General features: G+C 33.8%; 13 protein-coding genes. 12 read left to right on the top strand and 1 reads right to left on the bottom strand.

Annotated features, from left to right (window positions below):
• Positions 1–18 precede the first annotated feature (18 nt).
• The 12 genes from NAAC61_RS01190 to NAAC61_RS01245 all read left to right on the top strand — a co-directional run bounded on the left by NAAC61_RS01190 (position 19) and on the right by NAAC61_RS01245 (position 15,588).
• Positions 19–1,242, top strand: coding sequence for a M20 family metallo-hydrolase (locus NAAC61_RS01190; protein ID WP_202694988.1), 1,224 nt, complete (start codon positions 19–21; stop codon positions 1,240–1,242).
• Between the two features lie 41 nt (positions 1,243–1,283).
• Positions 1,284–1,907, top strand: coding sequence for a CBS domain-containing protein (locus NAAC61_RS01195; RefSeq protein WP_012208924.1), 624 nt, complete (start codon positions 1,284–1,286; stop codon positions 1,905–1,907).
• A gap of 181 nt (positions 1,908–2,088) precedes the next feature.
• Positions 2,089–3,540 (top strand): glycogen synthase, encoded by a 1,452-nt coding sequence (locus tag NAAC61_RS01200; RefSeq protein WP_202694989.1) that lies wholly within the window; start codon positions 2,089–2,091, stop codon positions 3,538–3,540.
• 1 nt (position 3,541) lies between these two features.
• Positions 3,542–4,552 (top strand): galactose-1-phosphate uridylyltransferase, encoded by a 1,011-nt coding sequence (gene galT / locus NAAC61_RS01205; protein WP_103066012.1) that lies wholly within the window; start codon positions 3,542–3,544, stop codon positions 4,550–4,552.
• 18 nt (positions 4,553–4,570) lie between these two features.
• On the top strand, positions 4,571–6,295 hold the full coding sequence (locus tag NAAC61_RS01210; protein WP_103066013.1) for a DUF4910 domain-containing protein: 1,725 nt from the start codon (positions 4,571–4,573) through the stop codon (positions 6,293–6,295).
• A gap of 233 nt (positions 6,296–6,528) precedes the next feature.
• Positions 6,529–7,716 (top strand): ROK family protein, encoded by a 1,188-nt coding sequence (locus tag NAAC61_RS01215; RefSeq protein WP_202694990.1) that lies wholly within the window; start codon positions 6,529–6,531, stop codon positions 7,714–7,716.
• Between the two features lie 84 nt (positions 7,717–7,800).
• On the top strand, positions 7,801–8,685 hold the full coding sequence (locus NAAC61_RS01220) for a carbohydrate ABC transporter permease (RefSeq protein WP_202694991.1): 885 nt from the start codon (positions 7,801–7,803) through the stop codon (positions 8,683–8,685).
• A complete protein-coding gene (locus tag NAAC61_RS01225) occupies positions 8,675–9,502 on the top strand; it encodes a carbohydrate ABC transporter permease (protein WP_202694992.1) in 828 nt (275 codons plus the stop codon). The genes NAAC61_RS01220 and NAAC61_RS01225 overlap by 11 nt, the downstream gene beginning before the upstream one ends.
• A 76-nt stretch (positions 9,503–9,578) precedes the next feature.
• Positions 9,579–10,820, top strand: coding sequence for an ABC transporter substrate-binding protein (locus tag NAAC61_RS01230; protein WP_202694993.1), 1,242 nt, complete (start codon positions 9,579–9,581; stop codon positions 10,818–10,820).
• 28 nt (positions 10,821–10,848) lie between these two features.
• Positions 10,849–12,054 carry a TIM-barrel domain-containing protein gene (locus tag NAAC61_RS10960; RefSeq protein ID WP_202694994.1) on the top strand — a complete coding sequence of 402 codons (1,206 nt, stop codon included), beginning with the start codon at positions 10,849–10,851 and terminating at the stop codon, positions 12,052–12,054.
• On the top strand, positions 12,047–13,144 hold the full coding sequence (locus tag NAAC61_RS10965; protein WP_202695032.1) for a TIM-barrel domain-containing protein: 1,098 nt from the start codon (positions 12,047–12,049) through the stop codon (positions 13,142–13,144). Before NAAC61_RS10960 ends, NAAC61_RS10965 begins: the two co-directional genes overlap by 8 nt.
• Positions 13,145–13,404: 260 nt before the next feature.
• On the top strand, positions 13,405–15,588 hold the full coding sequence (locus tag NAAC61_RS01245) for a TIM-barrel domain-containing protein (protein ID WP_202694995.1): 2,184 nt from the start codon (positions 13,405–13,407) through the stop codon (positions 15,586–15,588).
• A 108-nt stretch (positions 15,589–15,696) separates the two neighbouring features.
• Here the strand turns inward: NAAC61_RS01245 and NAAC61_RS01250 are convergent, their stop codons facing one another.
• On the bottom strand, positions 15,697–17,910 hold the full coding sequence (locus NAAC61_RS01250) for a hypothetical protein (RefSeq protein ID WP_202694996.1): 2,214 nt from the start codon (positions 17,908–17,910) through the stop codon (positions 15,697–15,699).
• Positions 17,911–17,912 lie beyond the last annotated feature (2 nt).

Below are 17,912 nucleotides of genomic sequence, written 5' to 3' on the forward strand. Positions count from 1 at the left end.
ATAAGGGGGTCTAATTACATGAAGGAAAGTATAATTAAAAAAGTAGAAGAATTAAAAGAAGAAATTATTGAAAGTTCAAAAAAGTTCATATCAATTGACTCTGTCAACCCACGTGCGGGAGGACCTGGAGAAAAGGAAGCTGCAGAATGGCTGGAATCTTTGATTAGAGGATGGAATTTCGATGAAATCAAAAGATACGACGCTCCAGACGATGCTGTTGAATACGGATACAGGCCAAACATTGTTGCAACCTATAAAGGTCAAAATCCACAAAGAACTATTTGGTTTGTAACGCATATGGACAAGGTACCTGCTGGAGATATCAAATTGTGGGAAACAGATCCTTTTCAACCGGTAGTAAAAGACGGAAAGATTTTTGGAAGGGGAAGCGAAGACAATGGAGCCTCTTTAATATCAACATTATATGCCGTGAAAAGCATCATGGATTTAAAAGTGAGGCCAAAAAACAACATTGCCTTAGCTTTGGTTTCAGATGAAGAAACGGGTTCAGAATTTGGAATAAAATACTTATTAAAACAAGGATTATTTAAAGAAGGGGATTGGTTCTACGTACCAGATGCAGGAGAATCTGATGGAAGTTTCATCGAAGTTGCGGAAAAATCGATTATGTGGTTAAAAATAACAACTATTGGAAAACAAGGCCATGCATCTATGCCCAATATCTCCATTAACGCCCATAGAGCTGGTATGGATTTTGCAATTGCAGCGGATAAATATTTCCACGAAACTTATAACCTACAAGACGACCTCTTTAATTATCCTTACTCTTCTTTTGAACCGACAAAGAAAGTATCAAATGTTGAAAACATAAACACCATTCCCGGCACTGATATCATATATTTCGATGGAAGAATTCTTCCAAATTATGACGTTGAACAAATAATAAACAACCTTAAAAACCTGTCAAAAGAATACGAAAATAAATGGAATGTCAAAATAATAATTGAAGGGGAACATATTGAAAAATCAACAAAACCCACACCAAAAGACCATCCCTGTGTAGAAATGTTGAAAGAAAGTATAAGGGACCTTAGAAATATAGAAGCTGAAGTTGGTGGAATAGGTGGAGGTACCTGTGCAGCGATAGTCCGTGGGGCAGGGTTTCCTGCTGCTGTTTGGTCAACAATTGATGGAACAGCACATCAACCTAACGAATACGTGAAAATTGACAATTTAATTAAAGATACCCAAGTTTTCGCATACCTTATGAATAATTTATAATTATTGTTTTTAGTCTTACAGATTATATTGGGGGTTATATGATGTATGTAAAATTATGGCAAAATGATACTTTTCAAGCAATTGAATATACCGAAACCTTGCAAAAAGCCTTTGATAAAATAAGCAGTGAAGAAGAAAATTTGGTCGTTGTGAGACGAGATGGGACTCTGTACAACCTCATTACTTTCAACGATATAACAACTACATTTTCTTCTTATGGCTTAGATACGAAATTAATAGAAATATTAGATCCTACCGACTCTTTTTTATTTGACACTGACTTATTAGAAGATGCTCTAGTTTTGATGTTAGAAAACAGAGCTAGAGTTTTACCCGTTGTTAACAATGAAATGCGCCCTGTAGGAATCTTTGGACTTTTTGAAGTTTTAAAAGCCTTTAAAACCATCTCAGCTATTGATGAAACAGGAACACGAGCTTTAATAAAGATAAATGACGTTCCTGGTGAACTCGGCAAACTCTTGAGCATATTTGCGAATCGAAAAATCAACCTTCTCTCTCTAATGACCGCCAAAATAAGTGACGAAAAGAGAATGATCAGTCTCAAATTAGGTATTAAAAATATCGACCTCATTTCTGATATATTGGACGAAGAAAATATAGAGTATGAAGGTATATACGAAGAAAATGGAGACAAAGACAGGTAAAAAGCGGGGTGAAAGGGCGAAGCCCTCTCTACCTTTCCTTACGGGTGGGGAGCGGGGTGAAAGGGCAAAGCCCTACTCCACCTTTCCTTATGGGCGGGGAGCGGGGCGAAGGGGCGCTAAAACAAGTTTTTAGAATCTTTAAAGAAAAGACAGAATTACTCACTAGGAGGCGATACATATTATGAAAATAGCTTACGTATCCTACGAAGTCTCTCCATTTGCTAAAGCAGGGGGCTTGGCAGACGTAGCTGGAGCCTTACCAAAATATATTAAAAATGCAGGAGAAGATATATACGTTGTGATGCCTTTTCATAAAAACATAGAAAATAATTATGATATTTCTAAATTTGAGGTTGTAAAAACAGGCTTAATACCTGATTCTCATACACATAAATCTCCTTTCAGTGTTTATAAAAGTTATTTAGAAGGTTCCTCTGTAGTAATTTATTTCATAAAAACAGATACCCTCTATGATTCAAAAAACATATATGATGAAGAAAATATCTTTTTGAAGACTTCTTACTTTTGTGATGCTGTTTTAAAAACCACAAAAGAATGTGAACCCGACACAAACGTTATTAACGCAAATGACTGGCACACTTCTCTTATACCTGTATATCTAAAAACCGTTTATTTACAAGACAACATTTTAAAAAAGATAGCCACAATATTAACTATTCACAATATAGGTTATCAAGGGCTTTTTAACCCTGAGGTATTAAATCAGGCTGGATTACCTAATTACCTATTCAACATAAACGCTCTGGAGTATTATGGAAAAGTAAATATATTGAAAGGTGGAATTTTGTTCAGTAATATAATAAATACAGTGAGTCCCACTTATGCAAAAGAAATACAGACCGAAGAATACGGATACGGACTAGAAGGTATATTGAAGGTTCGATCTGAAGATTTGTTTGGTGTATTAAACGGCATTGATTACAGCATTTATGACCCATTAAAGGATCCACATATCTTTTATCCTATTGAATCATACAAAGACAAATTAAAAAATAAAACAAGTTTACAGGAATACTTAGGGCTCGTTAAGGATGAAAATATAACGCTAATCTCTTTTATTGGTAGGCTCTTTGAGCAAAAAGGAATCGATTTAATTTCAAAAATAATAGACCTTTTGTTACTCACTGATATTCAATTTGTTTTATTAGGAACAGGAGATAAAAAGTACGAAGAATATTTTGCTACCTTGACAAAACTTTATCCTAAAAAAGTCTCCATCAACATAACCTTCGATGTCGATCTAGCTCAAAAGATATACGCCGGATCTGATATCTTTTTGATGCCATCTAAGTATGAACCATGCGGATTAGGCCAAATGTACTCGATGAGATACGGCACCGTTCCCGTTGTAAGATACACAGGGGGATTGAAGGATACGGTTTCGGAATACAACCCCAAAGATAAAAAAGGAACAGGATTCGGATTTTATGAATACCAAGAAGCGAATTTATTATACACTTTAATGAATGCTGTGTACTTTCATCAAAAAAGGAATGATGACTGGACGAATATTTTTGAAAACTGTATGAAAGAAGATTTCTCTTACGAAAAAACAGCCAAGAAATACATCGAATTATACAAAATCGCCCTTGACAAAAAACGAGGTTATTAGAATGATGGAATTGAGAAAAGATCCTATAATAAAAAGATGGGTTATAATATCTTCCGAAAGATCGAAAAGGCCCATGGATTTCAAAAAGCAACAGCAAAAAATAGAAAACTCCTTCTGTCCTTTCGATTATGGAAATGAATACAGTACACCGGAAGAAATAATAGCCTTTAGAGACGCTAACTCCACTCCAAACTCCCCGGGATGGTGGGTTCGGGTTGTTCCGAATAAATTTCCAGCGCTCGACTCTGAAAACGAATTGAAAAAACAGGGTATCGGGATATATGACCAAATGTCTGGCTATGGATACCATGAAGTCCTTATAGAAACACCACAACACAACGCGAAATTAGCTGATATGCCAATGGATCAAATAAAAGAAATAATATGGGCTTACATACAAAGGTTTCAAACAATAAGAAAAGACAAAAACATAAAATACATTCAAATATTCAAAAACAAGGGAGAAGAAGCTGGCGCTTCCCTTTCACATCCACACTCTCAACTCATCGCCACTCCAATCGTTCCCATCACTATTAAATCAGAAATAGAAGGCTCCAAATCTTATTATGACTTTCGAGAAAGATGTGTTTATTGTGACATAATAAACCAAGAGTTAAAGGACAAACAAAGGGTCGTTTTCAAAACGGATGAGTTCATTGTTATAGAACCTTACGCCTCCAGATTTCCATACGAAACATGGATACTTCCACTCAAGCATTCACATGACTTTGGGTCCTTAGAAAACAATCCGGCATTAGTTGAAGATTTAGCAAAAACCCTTTCGATTATAACCAAAAGGTTTGATAAGAAACTTGACGATCCACCATTTAATCTATTCATACACACTTCACCGTTTATAGACGGACTGGAACTATATTACCACTGGCATATAGAAATATTACCTAGATTAACTAATGTTGCTGGTTTTGAATGGGGTACAGGCTTTCATATAAACCATGTTTCTCCCGAACAAGCCTGCAGTGACCTTATAGAAGAAAAAGACATTCTTTGAAAACGGGGGGGGAACGAAATGATAGACTTAAAAGATATATTTTACGAATTTTCTTCGAGAAATGCCTTGGAATTAATTAGAAAAATCTCTGGTTTTCACAGAGCAAAAGGTAGCTTAGAATATTCCAAGGCGAGAGGGATAATTCAAAATTATTTGAAAAATTCAACTTTGCTTACCTTCCCTATGGATAAAACTTACAACACATGGCAAAGTCCTCCAAGTTGGAATCTAAACGGAGGCTTTTTAAAATATCAAAATGGAAAATACATCGTCTCTGATCTTTCTCTAACACCTATCTCGGCAATATTCTTATCAGATAAAACTGATGGAGTAGAGAAACTGGAAGTCTTCGATGTAGGAAAGGGAGAAACAGAGGAAGACTACAAAAATTTTGAACCGGGAAATGCGGTATTGGCTGACGGTAATCCCACCCTAGTCTACCACTATGCTATAGAAAAATTCAACGCAAGATGTGTCCTCAGTTACCATATGAAAGCTCAGGATAAATCTATAGGAAGAACTCCGAATCTTTTACCTGATACCATTAATTATACTTCTTTCCCAAGTTTTAAAAATAAGTACGCCTATGGTTACGCATTATCTTACGATCAATTTCAAGAATTAAGGGAAAAGCTTAAAAAAGAAAAAGTTTACATAGAAGCCTTTTTGGATGCAGATCAAGGAACAAATACCCTAGAAGTCTTACAAGAAAATATAGGTAAAGATACCGACCAACCAGCTATTATTTTAACTGCTCATCTGTGTCATCCAAAACCGGGAGCTAACGACAATGCAAGCGGCTCTGCACTACTGTCAGAAGTAATGAGAGTATTAGAAAAATTCCAAAATCACTTAAACAGAAAAATTATTGGTCTTTGGGTAGCAGAGATGTACGGTACAGCTGCTTATTTAACAACAGAATTTCCAAAAAACGCTTATGTTATAAACTTAGATATGGTTGGGGAAGATCAATTTAAAACAGGATCAACTCTTAAATTAACTCCTTCCCCTTGGGCAATACCATCTTTTTTAGGAGAACTTCTTTACGTGAACTTAGAATATCCTGCTTTTAGATTATCTTTCGAAAGATATTCAGGAGGTTCGGACCATTACATGTTTTCAGATCCAAACTTGGGAATACCGGCTGTCTCATTAACAAATTGGCCGGATAGGTATTACCATTCAAGCGACGACACGGTTGATAATTGTTCAAAAAATACCCTTGACTGGATAGGAAAAGCTGTTTTAAAAACTATCTACGATCTAGACAATATGAGTCAAGAAGTTTCGGCACAAGTAAAAGGCAAAATTATAAACAATCATTTCAAGCTAGCCAATGTTCAAAGCAAACTCATCACCAATTATGTAAATTATATGACGTACCTAAAACTACAGCAACTCTCTAAATATGGAGACGTTGAAGAAGAATTAATTGAATTTTTTAAGGAAAAAATTGACTTTAATTTGATCCCTTCACAAAAAAGAAAGATAAGAAAAAATATTGGGCCAATTTCTGATTCGTGGTACAATATCGAAGATATAAAATGGATGAACCAAATTAGAGAAAAAGTACCTAACTTTAGAGATTTCTTAGATGTATTTTTGAACGTATTTGAACTAGGATTTTCAAAAGAAGAAGCTATTTTAATAGCAAAAGCAGAGTTGGGAATTGAGGAAGATTTAAAGGCAGAAGTCGAACATTATCTGCAAAGATTAAAAGAAGAAAAATTAATAGAAATGTGAGATTTACACTATTATATTAAGGCACTCTATATGAGTGCCTATTTTCTATTTATAAGAAAAAGCAAGATAAACGCTCTTAATTAGTTCTAATCTCTCCTAATTGCTCATAATCTGCTGTATTTAAACTTGACTATCTTTGTAAAGAGGTTTATAATTTTCATAAACTTACTTTCGATAGTAAAGAAAGTAAGATAATAAAATCATTCTAAAATTTATAGAAAAGAGGAGAAAAATTGGCTTTAGTAGGTAGCAGAGAATTAATTAGGGATATAAATGAGAAAACCATATTAAAGGAAATCTTTTTAGAAAAAAAGATCGACAGAGCCACACTAGCAAGAAAAACAAGTTTGAGTGGTGGAACAGTCACAAAGATTACCTCTGATTTACTAAAGAAAGGTTTGATCCGGGTAATTGGGGAAAGCAATTCGACCGGAGGAAGAAAACCCATTCTATTATGCATTAATCCAGATTTCGGAAACATTTTAGGAGCAAAGATAGGTTTGGGATATCTTCAACTAATTATAACTGATCTAACTGGAAATATCTTATCTCAAGAACGAAAAGAGTTTGGAGAAGAGTTTGACCCCCATAAAATTTCCTGCCTAATTAAAGAATACGTTGAACAAAAAAACAAAAATCATTTAGTCGGAGCTTCTGTAGCTGTTTCAGGTACAATCGATTCAACAAAAGGTGTTGTTCTAGATTCTTTCATTTTAAATTGGAAAAACGTTGAACTTGGCAAAATCTTAAAAAATATCTTAAAGGTACCTGTTTACATAATAAACGATGTTGATTCTTTCACACTTGCTCACTTATGGAAAGGGAAATTAAAAAAATATAAACATGCGTTAGTTATGACTCTTGGGGTAGGCATAGGGGGTTCACTTATTGTAAATGGAAATCTTTACACTGGAAACGGCGGCGCCGGAGAAATTGGACACATGACTATAAAAGAGAATGGAAATAAATGTAGTTGTGGCAGCTATGGATGCTTAGAAGCAGAAGCCGGGTTTGAATCTTTGGTTAATAAGATCTACACAAAAAGTGAAAACACGCTTCTCAAAGAATATTATAAAACGTTTAAAAATACGGAGTTATCAGAAGTTGAATTTATCAGATTAGCTATAAAAGAAGATCCTCAAGTATCACACGAGGTTTTCAACGAATATTCAACATTAATAGGAACAGCCATAAAAAATTTAATCAATATTTTTACTCCTGAATACGTTTTGATAGGCGGAGAAGCCTTAGAGTTTTCAGATTATTTTTTAGATAACTCTGTAAACTATGCAAGAAAAAATGCCTTCGGAAATTTAGGTGAAAGGGTGATTTACGATGTTGATAACTTAGGACCAAAAGCATGGATGTTGGGTGGTGTGTATCAAGTAATTCAAGAGGAGATGTTTTATATCAAGGTTTGACTATTTTTATGTTATATCAAATATTTTCCTCTTTTGCTTTGAATGTAGATGGGGAAACGACTTAATTGAGAAAGGAGTAAAAAAATGAGTTCTAAGGGAAATCATAAAAGAAATCTAACAATATTTATTTTTCTGCTGCCGACTCTTATTGCATTTAGTATATTTTCCGTTTTTTCTATTTCTTTTTCTTTTTTACTTAGTTTTACAGATTGGGACATTTTAACTGAATTTAATTTTATAGGCTTCCAAAATTTCATAAACATTGTACAAAGTCAGGAATTTTGGAGGGTTTTGAAAAATACTTTATATTATATAGCATTGTATGTACCTTCAATAATATTTTTATCTATAGGGGTTGCTTTGCTGCTAAATATAAAAAGTAAACTAAATGTTGTGTTTAGAACAATTTTTTTTATCCCTGTTCTCACCTCTTGGGTAGCAGCAGCAATGGTTTGGAAATGGTTTTTAAGTCCGTATTATGGGCCAGTTAATGCTTTGATTGGTTATTTTGGAATTCAAGGGCCTAATTGGTTATACGACCCTATTTGGGCTATGCCTGCTATAGTATTAGCAAGTCTATGGAAAGATTTAGGGTTTTTCAGCTTAATCTTTCTTGCAGGGCTTCAAAATATTGACCCAGTATATTATGAAGCAGCAGAAATTGATGGGGCAACGAAAATAGAAAAATTTAAAAATATAACTTTTCCCCTTTTATCCTCTTCTATTTTCTTTGTTTTGATTTTAACTTTAATAAACTCATTTCAACTATTTCCACAAGTTATGATTATGACAAAAGGTGGGCCTTATGGAGCAACTCAGGTTTTGATGGAAAGAATTTATACATATGCATTTGATTACTATGAAATGGGTTATGCCTCAGCTTATTCTTGGATCTTATTCATATTTATTTTATTAGTGACCATAATTCAATGGAAGCTACAAAAAAGGTGGGTACATTATGAATCGTAAGAAGATATTTAACAAAATATTATATTACTTGGTTATGTTTTTCCTTTCAATATTTATGATTTTACCATTTTTCTGGATGGTCAGTACTTCCTTAAAGGATAAAGGAGCCCTTATGACAATTCCAATAGAATGGCTCCCAAAGGAACCCTCCTTCGAATCTTTTGTTAAATTATTTGAAATATTTCCTTTTGGAAAAGCCTTTTTAAATTCTGTAATTGTCTCTGTCTCTATTACTTTTATTAGTGTATTCTCTGCAAGTTTAGCAGCCTATGTATTTGCTAAAATCCCTTTTAAAGGAAGAGAAGCACTTTTTGGGATTTTCCTTGGAACAATGATGATTCCGGGAAGTGTAACTCTTATACCTAATTATCTAATATTGAAAAATTTTGGTTTGTTGAATTCATATATAGGAATAGTATTACCATCTTTTTATAATATATTTGGTATTTTTATGTTACGTCAACATATAAAAAAGATACCTGATGATTTTATAGATGCAGCTGTCATGGACGGAGCTTCACAATGGAGAATTTTTTTTAATATTATAATTCCTCTATCTAAACCTATATTAGCTACCCTAACTGTTATTACCTTTATGGGAGCGTGGAATGATTATCTGTGGCCGCTTATAGTACTGACAGATAAAAATAAAATGACAATGCCAGTTGCTCTTAGCTTATTGAATGGGCAATATGGGAATGAATATAATTTACTAATGGCAGGTGCCCTTATTTCTATAATCCCCATACTAATTGTGTATGCATTCGCCCAAAAATATTTTGAAGCGGGGGTGATTAGTGGGGGCATAAAAGGATGAACTTCATGTAATATATTATGGTCGTCGAGTTTTCTTTGGAACAAGTTTCATACATATTATACGAGGAGGAATTAAAATGAAAAAAGTTTACTTATGGTTTGTTGTGTTTGCTATTGTTCTAATAGGTGTAAATGTATTTAGTGTAACCACTATTAAATTCATGAATTTTTCGTCTTCAGGTGGCAATGAAAAGTATCTTGAAGAATGGAAAAAAATTTTCGAAAAACAAAACCCTGATATAAAAGTAGAGATAGAAACAGTAGGATATGGGGACTATTTTACAAAGTTAGCAACTGTTATCGCTGGTGGCAATGCCCCTGACGTTTATGAGCTTAACTATGAGAACTTTACCACCTATTCCTCAAAAGGCATTCTATACAACTTAGATCCACTGATAAACAATGCAAAAGTAAATACAAGTATAATAAACAGCAACGCTTTAGAGGCCTTTCAAAGTAACGGTGTCCAGTACGGTTTCCCGTATAGTTTTTCAACGGTTGTTCTAATTTACAACAAAGATCTTTTCGATAGAGCGGGTGTTTCTTATCCTACAGATAGTTGGAAATGGGAAGATGTGTTAAATGCAGCACAAAAAATAAGAGATTTAGATCCCATGATTTTTGGAATATATCAACCTATTACGTTTAATGAACTATACAAAATGGTTCAACAAAACAACGGTAGTTTTTTAAATCAAGATGGAACACGTTTTACCTTCAATACCCCTGAAAATATTGAAACATTACAATATATGGTAGATAGAGTTTTAAAATACAACGTCATGCCTACTGATGCCCAATTGGCAGGAATTGGAGATTGGGATTTATTCATGTCAGGAAGGTTAGGTATGATAATTACAGGATCCTGGGCTTTTCCAACTTTCAAAGAAAACGTTGACTTTGATTGGGATATAACTGTTGAACCTGGCAACAAGAAAAAAGCAACACATTTCTTTTCTAATGGCCTTGTGATAAGTAAAGATACCAATAACCCAGAAGCTGCTTTTAAATGGCTCAGTTTCCTTTCTACAAGCAAGGAAGTAGCAGAAAGTAGAGTAAAAGTCAATTGGGAATTACCTGTAGCTTTATATCCTGACATTATTGAATTATACAAAAGTGACTTTCCTCCAAAAAATAAAGACGCGGTTTTTGATTCCTTGAATTACCTAGTTACTCCTCCCAAATTGGAAGAATTTCAGAAAATAGCTGACATAGTAGATAAGCATTTAGAAGCAGCACGTTATGGGGTTAAATCACCAAAACAAGCACTTGACGACGCTCAAGCTGAACTTGAGAGAACAATCACATTAAAAAAATAACCTAAACATATGTGAGGAGAGATAGTTTATGAAAATTTATCACTTACCTTACGGGGTAGACGATCCTTATATTAGTTTCCCTGGGGTTGAAAGGGACCCCAGGGATCCTCTTGCTGAGGAATCAGTTAAAATAAATTTTTCTACACCTCCATTGGTAGGGCAAAGAGCATGGATAGAATACAAAATTAATGAAAACTCTTATAAGTGTAGGACTCAATTTCAAAATAATGTTGATAATCATGCCTTATGGGAAGGGTATATACCTCCTGCAAAATTGGGGGAGAAAGTGAAATATAGAATAAGGTTTGGAAGAAGTACTAAAAATTCTATAGTTACTCAATGGTATAGCTATACTGTAAAACAATGGAAAGAAGGATCTATAGAAAAAATACTTAACATCAAAGGAACGGGAGAAGAAAGCAAAATTTATAAAATTCAAACTTTAACCGATGGGATTAATACTTATAATACAAAAATATTTTTTAAAAGAGATGAGAATGAGAAGTTTTATGGGTTAGGAGAGCATTACGATGAAATAGAGATACAAAATGGGGTTCGTCATGTTCACGTTTTTGATCAATACAAGGTACAAAAAGAAAGAGGTTATGCTCCAGTCCCATTTATCTTTTCTGACAAAGGTATTGGCATTTTTCTTAACACTGGGTTTCGAACAAAATGGAACTTTTCAAAAAAATATATAGAAATAGAAGTAGACACTTTAGGTTATCCTTTAACTGAAAAAATTGAAACCTACATTTGGAACAGATCTACTCCAATGGATATAATTCCAGAAATATATAAAATTTCTCAACCCCAACTACCCCCCATTTGGGTGTTTGGACCGTGGATGTCTGCAAATGAGTGGAATAGCCAGAAAAAAATAGAAAAAGTATTAAAGAAAGTAAAAGAGTATAATGTCCCTGCGACGGTTCTTGTTATAGAAGCATGGTCTGATGAAGAAACTTTTTACATTTTCAATGGAGCTGAATATCAAGAAAAAAGTGGAGGAGAAAATTTTTGTTTAGATGATTTCCATTTCAAAGATCCATGGCCTGATCCTAAAAAACTGATAAAAGAACTCAATGAAATGGGTATAAAATTAATTTTATGGCAAATTCCCGTAATAAAATACTATAAAGAGTTTGAAAAGCAACACAAAAACGATCTAATCTATGCATCTAAAATGGATTTTTTAATAAAAAAAAACAGACGGAAGTTTATATGGAATCCCTGAAGGTAGATGGTTTGAAAGAAGTTATGTTGTCAATTTTTTTAATAAAAAGGCTGCATCGTGGTGGGCAGAAAAAAGAAGATATTTAATAGAAGAATTGGGTGTTTCAGGTTTCAAAACAGATGGAGGGGAACATTTATGGGGAAGGGATATAACTGTCACCGAAATCCCTCAAACAAACTCTCAAGCTCGGAACTTGTATCCAGAAAAATATTTTCAATCCTTAAAATCACTTTTAGATAAAGACAAGATTTTATTTAGTCGTTCTGGATATATCCATTCCCCAAAGAGTACTTTATTTTGGGTAGGCGACGAAGACTCAGAATACGAAGCATTAGAGGCAAACATTATAGCTGGATTAAATGTATCGATTTCGGGTAATCCATTTTGGGGATGGGATATTGCAGGTTTTAGTGGTGATCTCCCAGAGCCCGATCTATATAAAAGATCTTGTGAGTTAGCTGTTTTTACCCCTATCTTTCAATTTCATTCCGAAGATTCTGGAAACCCGGTCCCTAGTGCTGAAAGATCCCCTTGGAATATTTCCGAATATTATAAAGATTACAAAATAATGAATTTTTACAGATTTTGTGCTTCTTTAAGAATGAACCTTTCACCTTATATTGTACAAGAAGCTAGATTTTGCGTCCAAAATAATTTACCTTTAACTATTCCAATTTCTTTAATCAATCCCAATCTTAAGGGTCAAAAATTAGCATATTATTTCGGTAGAGACATTTTAGTTTACCCATCAATCTTTGAAAATGAACAAAACCAACTTAAACTACCCGAGGGTGAATGGTTAGATTTATGGAATGGAGAATGGCATAGAAATGAAATTTCAACTTACGGGTTTGATGGTGAGCATTTCCACTCAATCTTTTTAAAGAAATATTCTGTAATCCCTTTAAGTGTTAATAACTCTGGAGTTTTGGGTGTTCCTCATTGGAACCAAGAGATAAATTCTTTATTGATAATCGATGATCCAAAAGATTTCAAAGATGAAAACTTATTTATTAAAAAATATGAGAAGGAAATCTCAAAAATAAAAAAAAGATTTCAATGTCCAAGAACTTCAAATAGGTTATCCTAAAGAAAAGACAAATGAAAACAAAGATAGAGTTTTGTCAATCAAATGGCTCTATTTATATCATTAATACTTTTTATAGTATAATATAAAAAATTCTAAAAGAAATACTATTACAACTTCATCTTCTCCCTGAGCAAGTGTAGAGCGAAAAGATAAATATTCTTTAACTCCTCAGGGAAGCCTACAGGATGTAGGAATACTATCTATCAAGTCTTAAAGTTTTTAAAAACTACATATTTTTTTGGCTGGAGGAGGATTTATCTATGTTCGCAAAGACGCAGTTAACGCAATACACTACTTTGTACAGAAGCGGCACACCTTTTAAAACCGGGGCGGTGATCGTTGACTTAGAAAGCAAAGATTTCCAACAGAACGATGCCATCCCATATTTTCAAGTTGAAGAAAAAGATAACAAAGTAAATTTCATATACAAGATGTCAAAAGAAGATGTTGTATATGGATTAGGAGAAACTCTAGGGGCATTGAACAAAAGAGGTAAAATTTATAGATTCTACAACACGGATGATCCCGAACACACCCCTGATAAGATGTCTTTATACGGTTCTCATCCTTTTATGATCTTGGATGGAAAAAGTACTTTCGGATTGTTCATTGATTATCCTTCCGAAATAATCTTTGACATAGGATTCACAGATAAAAATATTTTACAGATAACCCTCCCTTCAAAAGATTTTGATTTGTATATCTTTGATTCTGATGAAAAGCTATCCATAATAAAGGAATACTTTGATTTAACTGGGAAACCTTATATCCCTCCAAAATGGGCCTTTGGGTTTCAGCAATCAAAGTGGAGTTACTTCTCTGAAGAGGAAGTTAGAAATGTAGCAAAAAAATTCAGAGAAACTGGAATACCCTGTGATGTCATTTACACCGATATAGATTACATGGATAGTTACAAGGTTTTCACCATAAACAAAGAAAAATTTCCTAACTACGAAGGGATGGTAAAAGACCTAAAAGAAATGGGAATAAGAATTATACCGATTATAGACCCTGGAGTAAAAATAGAAAAGGATTATGAAATGTACGAAGAAGGTAAGGAAAAAGGCTTTTTCTGCGTGGATGAAAACGGTAATAACTTTGTTGCAGCTGTCTGGCCAGGGCCCACGCACTTTCCAAACTTTTTGAACTCAGAAGTTAGAAGATGGTGGGGTAAGAAGTATAAACTCTTTACAGATATGGGAATAAAAGGCTTTTGGAACGATATGAACGAACCTTCAATATTTTATACTCCTAAAGGTTTAGACAATCTTTTGGAAATGTTAAAATATTTAGAGGAAAATAAGGAAAATGCTGGTATAGAAGTTTTCTTGGCAAGAGAAACACTTTTGAACATAGCCAGTAACAGAGAAGATTATATAAGTTTTTACCACAAACTAGACAACGGTAGTTTAATAAATCACGATACGGTTCATAACTTATACGGATTCAACATGACAAAAGCAACTGCGGATGAGCTTAAAGAGTTATTACCGAATGAAAGATACTTGCTACTGTCAAGAAGCAGTTATCCTGGTCTTCACAGGATGGCTTCAATATGGATGGGAGATAATAAATCTTGGTGGGAACATATGCTTGTTAATATAAGAATGCTGCAATCTTTAAACATGATGGGATTTTTCTATACGGGAGCTGATGTTGGTGGCTTTGGAGCAGATTCATCTGCCGAATTAGTCATAAGATGGATGGAGTTAGGTGCGTTCACACCTTTTTATCGAAACCATACTGCACTAAATACAAGGCCTCAAGAACCTTGGCAGTTCGATGAAGAATCATTGAACATCATGAGGGATATAGTAAGGCTCAGATACGCTTTTCTACCGTATACTTACTCAGAATATATGAACTCCGTGAAAGAATCGGTTCCATTTGTAAAACCGTTATCTTTTGTATTTGAAGGGGATAGGGTGAAAGATATAGAAGATCAATACATGTACGGAGATTCTTTGATGGTGGCACCGGTTCACGAACAAAACAAAAAGGGAAGATATGTACACTTGCCGGAAGTGAATTGGTTAAATTGGACGGCTTCTAAATACGAAGAAAGAAATATGAAAGTTTATGAGCCAGGAGATTATTACATTGAGGCAGATTTAAACGAAATTCCTCTCTTCATAAAAGAAAATAACTTAATACTTCTTTCCGAACCTATGAATTATGTTGGTGAAAAAGAAATTACAGAACTAACAGTTATTGGTTTGGTAAGCGATCACGCTATTTACAATTATTATGATGACGATGGAACCACTTACAACTTTACAAAAGGTGAGTTTGGTAATTTAAAGATAGATATAACAAAAGTAGGTAATGATTTCAAAATAGATGTGAAAACATACGATCCAACAAATATCTTAAAAATAAAAAAGATCCATTTCGAAATATACGACATTGATGGAAGTGTCATCAAAAAAGATATGATCCTTTAGAAAAGACTTGGGATACTCCCAAGTCTTTTTTTGAATAAGAATCGATTATTCATTAATGAGTTTCATCTTTCTATTTTCAAAAAGTATAAGTGGGCTCTTAAATCGAATTCACTTTAAAGATATGGCGAAGATATGCATCGTTGGAATTTGAGGCAAAAAGATAGATTGCACAGGCGTAGATTTTAAAGGAATCTTCAACAAGTACATTTTCGGATTTATATTTTCTGTTATTCCTAAGCTATCGTATCTATAACCAAATTCCAAAAGAACAGTTTCACCATAAATTGGAGTCTGGCACCAATCGGAAAAGGCAATGTTCACTTCTTGAGTTGATCCATCTTGGTAAAGGATCATTACTTTACCTGTATAATTTCCATGGTCGCTCGCTCCTACAATGTACATGTAATCAGATATTTTTTCTATATCTTTTAGATTTATAACTTGAGAAGTTAGTATTAGGTTGTCTTTTCCATCAATTTTAAATTTAAAATAAACATCTTCCTTTTCATAAAAGAACACATTATTCGTTAAATATTTTATAAGCTCCTCTGATGGGTATTTTGCCCCTATTATTCCATCGTAATTATCAAAATTGCCGGATTTTCTGTCGGAAAAACTTACTATACCGTCGTTGTTAAATAGCTCTTCTATAGTCAATAAAAAGCTATTGTCAATAAAAACACCTTCAACTTGCGCGGTTTGAGTATATAAACTTTCTTCTGTTTTTGTTTCATAAGTTGTTTTTTCAATTTTACCCTTTGAGAATTCATAATAAGATTGGTCAAAGTCAAATATAAAAATGGGATCAATTGGTTTCAAAATAACTTGATCAATGTGAATAAAACCACTTACAGGTTTTAAGTACAAAGTAATTTGATTTTCCTCCATATTTAAGTTTCCAATGTACATGATGCCATCATTTGGATCTAAGTTTTTATCTATTGAATTATCTCCAGAAGAAGCTTTAACGTAGGTTTTAGAATCAAAAGACCCGGATAAGTAAACTTCATATTCCCCAGAATAAAAGTTGTCAATTTTCTGTCTGATCCTTATGCTTTCCTCAGTTTTAATCCGAATGTTATTGGCATTGTCCAATTCAAAATAATAAATGCCCGTATCCATTTTCTCAGCTTCAAACAATAGAGTTTCTCGTCCACCAACTATCTTAGATGAAGTTAATGGTTGAACCTGGGAAGGTAAGGTATTTAATCTAACTAAACTTAGCAAAGCAGATATTGTCGACTCAGCACCAGCATTGCTGTTTATATATATCGAGTGTAAAGAATCATAACCCTCACCATTGGGTCCGTACATAGGAACAGATAAATGGTTGTTCCTTTCAAAAAAACCTCCAACCAATACAGCCATGTAGGCGTATTTTTCTTCATGGGTAACTGGATACAATTCAACCAAAGTTGAAATTATTGGTTCAACTGCATAAGCAATTTGAGGATACATTTTTATATACTTTCCTATTTCATAAACAGGACCTAGAGAAAGCAATATTGGATAGAATTCATCCGCTAGAAAGATTGCTGAATCTAAATATTTAGTATTTCCTGTTACCTTGTACAATTCAATCAGAGATTCTCCTTGTCTACTACCCCAACTATGCCATAATTGGTAATCCGTTCCTTCGTTGAACGCGCCCTTCAATAGTCCTTCTTTTATCTGTGTATTAAGAATTGAATCTCCAATTTTCATAGCCAATTCTTTTGCACTTTCATACCCCGTATATTTGTAATATTCAATAACCCCTAAAAGGAAAACGGAAGAAACATCCGAATTTTTATTTAAAAAATAATCCTCATCCAAGCTCTTTGATAAAAAACTATAAGCTAATTTGGCAGAATTGTCTAATTTCTTTTGGAAATCCTGATCCTCATTAAAGATTTCTAGTGCGTTTGAGATAGCCCAAAATCCTCTAGCCGCCCACCAATTTGCTGATTTTCTACTCGTTACCCCTTGCTTATTAATACTCCCATTATCAAAAATAAAGTTGTAGAAATCCCCATCAGAATCTTGAAGTGCCATCACAAAATCTAAAGCTTCTTTTGCTCTTTGAAGGTAAAATTCGTTGTGATAAAGTTTATAAAGTTCTGTGTACAAAACTGCAACCCTAGCTACATCATCTACACAAGTTACTCCTTCGCCTTTTGCCTCTGTGTGAATGTATGTATCTCCAAATTTTTCGGCATATATCCAATAACCAATTTTTGTCTCGCCTTCTATTATGAATTCGTCCCTTAAGAATTCAAGATGATTAAGATTCATCTCCTTCACACCAAAGGAAATTACAGATAAAAAAAGAAAAGAAAACATGA

The organism is Petrotoga sp. 8T1HF07.NaAc.6.1, from assembly GCF_016772115.1.
Classification (GTDB): Bacteria; Thermotogota; Thermotogae; order Petrotogales; family Petrotogaceae; genus Petrotoga; species Petrotoga mobilis.

What these genes read in the sequence shown, in the direction of transcription:
- NAAC61_RS01220 (WP_202694991.1), top strand. Translation starts at nt 7,801, where the DNA reads ATGAGTTCTAAGGGAAATCATAAAAGAAATCTAACAATATTTATTTTT.
- NAAC61_RS01230 (WP_202694993.1), top strand. Translation starts at nt 9,579, where the DNA reads ATGAAAAAAGTTTACTTATGGTTTGTTGTGTTTGCTATTGTTCTAATA.
- NAAC61_RS01195 (WP_012208924.1), top strand. Translation starts at nt 1,284, where the DNA reads ATGTATGTAAAATTATGGCAAAATGATACTTTTCAAGCAATTGAATAT.
- NAAC61_RS01225 (WP_202694992.1), top strand. Translation starts at nt 8,675, where the DNA reads ATGAATCGTAAGAAGATATTTAACAAAATATTATATTACTTGGTTATG.
- NAAC61_RS10960 (WP_202694994.1), top strand. Translation starts at nt 10,849, where the DNA reads ATGAAAATTTATCACTTACCTTACGGGGTAGACGATCCTTATATTAGT.
- galT (WP_103066012.1), top strand. Translation starts at nt 3,542, where the DNA reads ATGATGGAATTGAGAAAAGATCCTATAATAAAAAGATGGGTTATAATA.
- NAAC61_RS01190 (WP_202694988.1), top strand. Translation starts at nt 19, where the DNA reads ATGAAGGAAAGTATAATTAAAAAAGTAGAAGAATTAAAAGAAGAAATT.
- NAAC61_RS01245 (WP_202694995.1), top strand. Translation starts at nt 13,405, where the DNA reads ATGTTCGCAAAGACGCAGTTAACGCAATACACTACTTTGTACAGAAGC.
- NAAC61_RS01250 (WP_202694996.1), bottom strand. Translation starts at nt 17,910, where the DNA reads ATGTTTTCTTTTCTTTTTTTATCTGTAATTTCCTTTGGTGTGAAGGAG.
- NAAC61_RS01200 (WP_202694989.1), top strand. Translation starts at nt 2,089, where the DNA reads ATGAAAATAGCTTACGTATCCTACGAAGTCTCTCCATTTGCTAAAGCA.
- NAAC61_RS01210 (WP_103066013.1), top strand. Translation starts at nt 4,571, where the DNA reads ATGATAGACTTAAAAGATATATTTTACGAATTTTCTTCGAGAAATGCC.